Source organism: Companilactobacillus halodurans, assembly GCF_009600985.1.
Taxonomy (GTDB): Bacteria; Bacillota; Bacilli; order Lactobacillales; family Lactobacillaceae; genus Companilactobacillus; species Companilactobacillus halodurans.
The window spans coordinates 1-1,074 of the sequence record NZ_VDFP01000259.1; the positions used below are offsets into that span (position 1 = coordinate 1).

At 37.2% G+C, this 1,074-nt stretch carries 1 protein-coding gene; it reads right to left on the minus strand.

Annotated features, from left to right (window positions below; all coding sequences use genetic code 11):
- Nucleotides 1–1,074, minus strand: a 1,074-nt coding sequence (locus tag FHL06_RS14015) for a glycoside-pentoside-hexuronide (GPH):cation symporter (RefSeq protein WP_153387267.1), incomplete at both ends; no start/stop codon positions are given.

Here is a 1,074-nt window from a genome sequence, read left to right on the forward strand (position 1 = left end):
GTCCGCCAAGTCCTAGTCCTAAATTAACGCCAAAATCATCAGTCGATGCTAAGACACCTTCAGCTTGGATACCCATAGAAGTTCCATAGCGAATAGTATCAGCAATCATGATAGACACTAGTCCAATAATGAAACCTCCACCAATACAATTGATGAAGATACCAGTGAATAGTACTGGTAAGTTTTTGGTATAAGTGGCAAAGGTAATGATCAGTTGCCCAACAAAAGCAGTGACGATACCTAAAAGCATCGTATTTTTTTTACCAAGTTTGGCCGAAACGAAATAGATAGCTACTACTCCAATCAAAGCAGTCAAAGTGAAACTATTAGCTAAAGATACGAGGTTCTCGTCGTGGATAATGTATTTGAAATAGTAAATAGTAGTTTGATTTTTTATGGAAGTAGTTAACCAGTAAAGAAAGATTACGATTGAAATTACGATCCATGGCTTGTTCTGTTTTAACATTTTCCAAACTTCAGAGATAGGTTGATGGTTGATTTCGTTGTTTGTATAGCGTTCTCTAACATGAAAGAATGTGTTGAGAATAAGAAATAGCGAAATGATCCCGAAGAGAAGAATAGTCCCTAGGAATCCCCTTTGTTGATTGCCTTTACCAAAGAAGTTTACTAGTGGAATTGTAAAGACAGCTACAATAATTTGAACTGAACTGCCAAAGAATTGTCTGATAACGCCTAAAAGGGTCGTTTCCTGCTCATTATCCGTCATAGTAGGTAAGATAGAAGTAATAGGTAGGTTTACGGCTGTATAGAAGAATCCAAGGCCTAAATAAGTGACGTAGGCCCAAAATAATTTCCCGGAATGTGGTAGGAAATTGGGCGTGACAAAAGTGAGAACAGCGAAAATTACATAAGGAAATGAGTACCAAAGAAAGAATGGCCGACTTTTCCCCCATCTAGAATGAGTATTGTCGATCATGATTCCAATAATTAAACTTTCAAAGACATCGGCGGTCCTTGCAACAACGAAAAGAATGGCGACTTCATTCGCAGTTAAACCAAAGACATCTGTATAAAAAAATAATAGGTAGGTAGTCATCATTTGGAAAACCAAAT